The sequence below is a fragment of the Streptomyces pathocidini genome (assembly GCF_001418495.1).
In the GTDB taxonomy this organism is placed as follows: Bacteria; Actinomycetota; Actinomycetes; order Streptomycetales; family Streptomycetaceae; genus Streptomyces; species Streptomyces pathocidini.
The window spans coordinates 1-6,705 of sequence record NZ_LIQY01000080.1 but is presented as its reverse complement, the minus strand read 5'-3'; the positions used below and the strand labels follow the sequence as shown (position 1 = coordinate 6,705).

The 6,705-nt window shown below is 70.8% G+C and carries 3 protein-coding genes; 1 reads left to right on the top strand and 2 read right to left on the bottom strand.

Annotation, left to right across the window (positions count from 1 at the left end):
• Positions 1-72 precede the first annotated feature (72 nt).
• On the bottom strand, positions 73-639 hold the full coding sequence (locus AOK16_RS05275; protein WP_055471044.1) for a DJ-1/PfpI family protein: 567 nt from the start codon (positions 637-639) through the stop codon (positions 73-75).
• 362 nt (positions 640-1,001) lie between these two features.
• On the opposite strand from AOK16_RS05275, the gene AOK16_RS05270 reads away from it, so the two are divergent.
• Positions 1,002-6,002, top strand: coding sequence for an NAD-glutamate dehydrogenase (locus tag AOK16_RS05270; protein WP_055471043.1), 5,001 nt, complete (start codon positions 1,002-1,004; stop codon positions 6,000-6,002).
• Between the two features lie 64 nt (positions 6,003-6,066).
• Here the strand turns inward: AOK16_RS05270 and AOK16_RS05265 are convergent.
• The coding region (locus AOK16_RS05265; protein ID WP_205627632.1) for a stealth conserved region 3 domain-containing protein at positions 6,067-6,705 on the bottom strand (639 nt) is incomplete at its 5' end.

The following is a 6,705-nucleotide window of genomic DNA, read 5'->3' as shown; positions in this document are numbered from 1 at the left end:
CCCCCAGGGCCCCCGCCCGGCGGAACGCCTGCACGCAGTGTGGCAAACGGGGGCCGGACCGTCGGTCCGTTCTCACGCCGCCGGGGTCTTGTCCCTCAGGATCGTCAGGAACTCCCGCATCCACGATGGGTGGTCGGGCCAGGCTCGGGAGGAGACCAGGGCGCCGTCCACCACCGCTTCCGTGTCGCGGAAGGTGGCGCCGGCCGTCTGCATGTCGGGCTCCAGAGCCGGGTACGCGGTGACGCGGCGGCCTCGGAGGGCGTCCACGGACGCCGTCAGCAGGGGGCCGTGGCAGATCTGGGCCACCGGCTTGTCGGAGTCGAAGAAGGCCTTGAGGACCTTCCGCAGCTCCGGGTCGTTGCGCAGGTACTCCGGCGCGCGACCGCCGGGCACGACCAGCGCCACGTACTGCCCGGGGTCGACCTCCGAGAAGGCCAGGTCGGCGGGCCAGGTGTAGCCCGGCTTCTCGGTGTACGTGTCGAAGCCCTCCTCGAAGTCGTGCACCACGAACCGCAGCCTCTTCCGGCTCGGCGCCGCGATGTGGACCTCGTACCCCTCCTCCTGGAGGCGCTGGTACGGGTAGAGCACCTCCAGCGACTCCGCTGCGTCCCCGGTCACGATCAGGATCTTCGCCGCCATGGATCCCACCTCCGCGGTCCGAGTGCGTCGCTGTCCAGATCGTCAAACTTCCGGCCCGGGATTTGTACAGATACGGCTCATGACGGCGCCCTGGGTGGGGGCGATAGCCTGGACCCCGTGATCAGCGCGATACGCCCGCGACCCCTGCTGTCGGGGCGGACGGGAACGTGCCGGGGCAGAGCCGCCCCGGAGCCGCGCCTGCCCCGGGAGCCGAGCCCTCAGCCGGCCGAGAACGCCCCGGTCATCTCTCATCACGGCCATCAAGGCACCGCTCCGGCTCCGGCCGGCAACCCCGCGTCGCGGCGCGGTGCCCGTTCCGCCACCTACGTCACGCAACGGCGCGCGACAGGAGCCAAGAGGACATGCAGAACAAGCTGGACGAAGCCAAGGCCGAGCTGCTCGCACGGGCGGCCCGGGTAGCCGAGAACAGCCCTGCCGGGGGACAGCACCCCGTACAGGGCCTCGCCCCGGAGTCCCTCACCGCGTACCTCCAGCGCTACTACCTGCACACCGCTCCCGAGGACCTGGCCGACCGCGACCCGGTCGACATCCTGGGCGCCGCCCTGTCCCACTACCGCCTCGCCGAGTCCCGCCCGCAGGGCACCGCGAACGTCCGGGTGCACACCCCGACCGTGGAGGAGAACGGCTGGACGTGCAGCCACTCGGTCGTCGAGGTGGTCACCGACGACATGCCGTTCCTGGTGGACTCGGTCACCAACGAGCTGTCCCGCCAGGGCCGCGGCATCCATGTGGTGATCCACCCGCAGGTCGTCGTGCGCCGTGATCTCACCGGCAAGCTCATCGAGGTGCTGTCCGACGTCCGGCGCGGTGGCGCGGACGGGCTGCCGCACGACGCGCTCACCGAGTCCTGGATGCACGTCGAGATCGACCGGGAGACCGACCGGGGCGACCTCAAGCAGATCACCGCCGACCTGCTGCGCGTGCTCTCCGACGTACGGGAGGCCGTCGAGGACTGGGAGAAGATGCGGGACGCCGCGACCCGGCTGGCCGAGGGGCTGATCGGGGAGCCGCACCCGCAGGACCTGCCGCGCGAGGAGGTCGAGGAGGCGCGTGAGCTGCTGCGCTGGCTCGCCGACGACCACTTCACCTTCATCGGCTACCGCGAGTACCAGCTGACGACCGAGCCGACCAACGGCGACGAGGAGGACGTGCTGACCGCCGTCCCCGGCACCGGCCTCGGCATCCTGCGCTCCGACCCCTCGCACACGGACCGCCAGGACCACCACGGCCACCCGGTCTCGCCCTCCTTCAACCGGCTGCCCGCCGACGCCCGCGCCAAGGCGCGCGAGCACAAGCTGCTGGTGCTGACCAAGGCCAACAGCCGCGCGACCGTGCACCGCCCCTCGTACCTCGACTACATCGGCGTCAAGAAGTTCGACGCGCAGGGCAACGTCGTCGGCGAGCGCCGCTTCCTCGGCCTGTTCTCCTCGGCCGCCTACACCGAGTCCGTACGCCGGGTGCCGGTGATCCGCCGCAAGGTCGCCGAGGTGCTGGCCGAGGCCGGGTTCACCCCGAACAGCCACGACGGGCGCGACCTGCTGCAGATCCTGGAGACCTACCCGCGCGACGAGCTGTTCCAGACGCCGGTCGACAAGCTGCGCGAGATCGTCACCAGCGTCCTCTACCTCCAGGAGCGCCGCCGGCTGCGGCTGTACCTCCGCCAGGAGGACTACGGGCGCTACTACTCGGCGCTGGTCTACCTGCCCCGGGACCGGTTCAACACCACCGTCCGGCAGCGGCTGACCGCCATCCTCATGGAGGAACTCGACGGCTGCAGCGTCGACTTCACGCTCATGAGTACCGAGTCGGTGCTCACCCGGCTGCACGTCGTCGTCCGCGTCGAGCCGGGCACCGAGCTGCCCGACCTGACCGAGAGAGACGTCGATCGGATCGAGGCCCGGCTCGCCGAGGCCGCCCGCTCCTGGGAGGACGGCTTCGCCGAGGCGCTCAACGCCGAGGTCGGCGAGGAGCGCGCCGCCGAGCTGATGCGCCGCTACACGGGCGCCTTCGAGGAGGGCTACAAGGCCGTCTACTCGCCCCGCGCCGCCGTCTCCGACCTCCAGCACCTGGAGCAGCTGACCCCCGAGGGCGGCGAGCGGGACTTCGAACTGAGCCTGTACGAGCCGGTGGGCGCGGCCCCCGGCGAGCGCCGCTTCAAGATCTACCGCTCGGGCCAGCAGGTCTCGCTCTCCGCCGTGTTGCCGGTGCTCAACCGGCTCGGCGTGGAGGTCATCGACGAGCGGCCGTACGAGCTGCGCTGCACCGACCGCACCAGCGCCTGGATCTACGACTTCGGGCTGCGGATGCCCGCGCCCACGCAGAACGGCGGCGACTACCTCGCCGACGACGCCCGAGAGCGCTTCCAAGAGGCCTTCGCGGCCGTCTGGACCGGGCAGGCCGAGAACGACGACTTCAACGGCCTCGTCCTGCGGGCCGGGTTGACCTGGCGCCAGGCGACCGTGCTGCGCGCCTACGCCAAGTACCTGCGGCAGGCCGGCTCCACCTTCAGCCAGGACTACATGGAGGACACCCTCCGCAACAACGTCCACACCACCCGGCTGCTGGTGAACCTCTTCGAGGCCCGGCTCTCCCCGGCCCGCCAGGGCGCCGGCGTGGAGCTGACGGACGCGCTGCTGGAGGAGCTGGACGCGGCGCTCGACCAGGTGGCCAGCCTGGACGAGGACCGCATCCTGCGCTCCTTCCTGACCGTCATCAAGGCCACGCTGCGCACTAATTACTTCCAGAGCGCCTGCGAGGGAAGCATCGGGAGGGGCCAACTGGGTGACAAGACCGGGAAGCCGCACGCGTACATCTCGCTCAAGCTCGACCCGCAGGCCATCCCCGACCTGCCCGCGCCCCGCCCGGCGTACGAGATCTGGGTGTACTCGCCGCGCGTCGAGGGCGTGCACCTGCGGTTCGGCAAGGTCGCGCGCGGCGGGCTGCGCTGGTCCGACCGGCGCGAGGACTTCCGCACCGAGATCCTGGGCCTGGTCAAGGCGCAGATGGTGAAGAACACCGTGATCGTGCCGGTGGGCGCGAAGGGCGGGTTCGTCGGTAAGCGGCTGCCCGACCCGTCGCTGGACCGGGACGCCTGGCTGGCCGAGGGCATCGCCTGCTACCGAACCTTCATCTCCGGCCTCCTCGACATCACCGACAACCTGGTCGGCGGCGAGGTCGTGCACCCCAAGGACGTGGTCCGGCACGACGAGGACGACACCTACCTGGTCGTCGCCGCCGACAAGGGCACCGCGACCTTCTCCGATATCGCCAACGAGGTCGCCACCGCGTACGGGTTCTGGCTGGGCGACGCGTTCGCCTCCGGCGGCTCGGCCGGCTACGACCACAAGGGCATGGGCATCACCGCGCGCGGCGCGTGGGAGTCGGTCGAGCGCCACTTCCGCGAGCTGGGCCACGACACCCAGACCGAGGACTTCACCGTCGTGGGCGTCGGCGACATGTCGGGCGACGTGTTCGGCAACGGGATGCTGCTCTCCGAGCACATCCGGCTGGTCGCCGCCTTCGACCACCGGCACATCTTCATCGACCCCGCCCCGGACGCGGCCGTCTCCTACGCCGAGCGGCGCCGGATGTTCGAGCTGCAGCGCAGCTCCTGGGCCGACTACGACGCCTCGCTGATCTCGCAGGGCGGCGGGGTCTTCCCGCGCAGCGCCAAGGCCATCCAGATCAACGCGCAGATCCGCGCGGCGCTGGGCATCGAGTCGCGGATCGCCAAGATGACCCCGGCCGAGCTGATGAAGGCCATCCTCCAGGCCCCCGTCGACCTGCTGTGGAACGGCGGCATCGGCACGTACGTCAAGGCGGCCGGCGAGACGCACGCCGACGTCGGCGACAAGGCCAACGACGCGATCCGGGTGGACGGCCAGGACCTGCGGGTCAAGGTCGTCGGCGAGGGCGGCAACCTGGGGCTCACCCAGCTGGGCCGGATCGAGTTCGCCGCGCAGGGCGGGCGGATCAACACCGACGCGATCGACAACAGCGCCGGGGTGGACACCTCCGACCACGAGGTGAACATCAAGATCCTGCTCAACAAGGTCGTCGAGGACGGCGACATGACCGTCAAGCAGCGCAACAAGCTGCTCGCCGAGATGACCGACGAGGTCGGCGCGCTCGTGCTGCGCAACAACTACGCGCAGAACGTCGCCCTGGCCAACGCGGTGGCCCAGGCGCCCAGCCTGCTCCACGCCCACCAGCGGTTCATCCGGCGGCTGGAGCACGATGGGCGGCTGGACCGGGGGCTGGAGTTCCTGCCCGCCGACCGGCAGATCCGCGAGCGGCTGAGCGCTGGGCGCGGGCTGACCCAGCCCGAACTGGCCGTCCTCCTCGCCTACTTGAAGATCACGGTCGCCGAGGAGCTGATCACCACCGAGCTGCCGGATGACCCGTACCTGGAGCAGCTGCTCCACGCGTACTTCCCCAGGGCGCTCAACGAGCGGTTCGTCGAGCACATCGACAACCACGCGCTGCGCCGGGAGATCGTGACGACGGTCCTCGTCAACGACACGATCAACAGCTCGGGTACGACCTTCCTGCACCGGATGCGGGAGGAGACCGGGGCCTCCACCGAGGAGATCGTGCGCGCGCACACCGCCGCCCGCGCGATCTTCAAGCTCGGCTGGGTGTGGGACGAGGTCGAGTCGCTCGACAACAGGGTCCCGGCCGCCGTGCAGACCCGGATCCGGCTGCACTCGCGGCGGCTGGTCGAGCGCGCGACGCGCTGGCTGCTGGGCAACCGGCCGCAGCCGCTGCAACTCGCCGAGAGCGTCGCGTTCTTCGGCGATCGGGTGGCCGAGGTCTGGGGGCAGCTGCCGAAGCTGCTCAAGGGGCCCGACCTGGAGTGGTACGAGAACATCCATGACGAGCTGGTCGAGGCCGGGGTGCCCGCGGAGCTGGCGCAGCGGGTTGCCGGGTTCTCCTCGGCGTTCCCCGCGCTCGACGTGGTGGCGATCGCGGACCGGACCGGGAAGGCGCCGCTGGAGGTCGCCGAGGTGTACTACGACCTCGCCGACCGGCTGTCCATCAGCCGGCTGATGGACCGCATCATCGAGCTGCCGCGGGCCGACCGCTGGCAGTCGATGGCGCGCGCCGCGATCCGCGAGGACCTGTTCGCCGCGCACGCGGCCCTGACCGCCGACATCCTGGCGTCGGCCGACGGGGGCGCGACGCCGGAGGAGCGCTTCACCTCCTGGGAGGCGAAGAACGCGCCGCTCCTGGGCCGCGCGCGGGCCACGCTGGACGAGATCCAGGGCTCGGAGTCCTTCGACCTGGCCAACCTCTCGGTCGCCATGCGCACGATGCGGCAGCTGCTGCGCACGCACCAGTAGGCGCCGGGCACGGACAGAGGGCGGCCGCTTCCGGATCGGAAGCGGCCGCCCTGCGTGTTTCCGGCTACGGCTTCTCGAAGGGGGAGCGGACCGGGAAGTAGCCCGCGAGGAACGCCCTGATCACGCGGTCCTGTTCGGTCGCGGGCACCTCGCCGTCCGCCGAGTCGCCGATGCAGAACACGTTGCGGTTGCGGGCGGCCAGCAGCCTGCTGAGCACGGTGTGGTGGTCGTAGCGGCCCGCGTTGACGTATGCGCAGGAGATGGTCGACGGGACCGAGCGGCCCGTGAGGTAGCCGTAGTGGTGGTGCAGCGAGGACGTGACCGACAGGTCCGTCGGCGCGCGGAACCGGTTGCCGGCCGTGGCCGCGATCTCGTCCGGGAACCGTTCGGCGATCTCCTCCAGGACGCTGCGCCGCAGCGGGTGCGGGGCGTGTACGAAGCCGTGGGTCGCGACCCGGCCGAAGGCCGCGCGCAGCAGTTCGCGGTTGTTCTTCCCGGCCGCGATGTAGCCCTCGTCGTCCTGGGCCAACGGGCTGGGCGGGACCGCGGTCGGCGAACGGAAGAAGTGCGCCGCGCCGTTGCTCTGGAAGAAGTGGTTGGCCCGCAGCGGCTGGCCCAGGAACACGTCGTCGTTGACGTAGAGGAAGTGCTCGGACAGGCCTTCGACGCGGTGCAGTTGGCTCTCGATGGCGTGCGAGTTGAA

Bases quoted from the DNA above. Each gene is read 5' to 3' on its own strand.
- AOK16_RS05275 (WP_055471044.1), bottom strand. From the start codon at position 639: ATGGCGGCGAAGATCCTGATCGTGACCGGGGACGCAGCGGAGTCGCTG.
- AOK16_RS05270 (WP_055471043.1), top strand. From the start codon at position 1,002: ATGCAGAACAAGCTGGACGAAGCCAAGGCCGAGCTGCTCGCACGGGCG.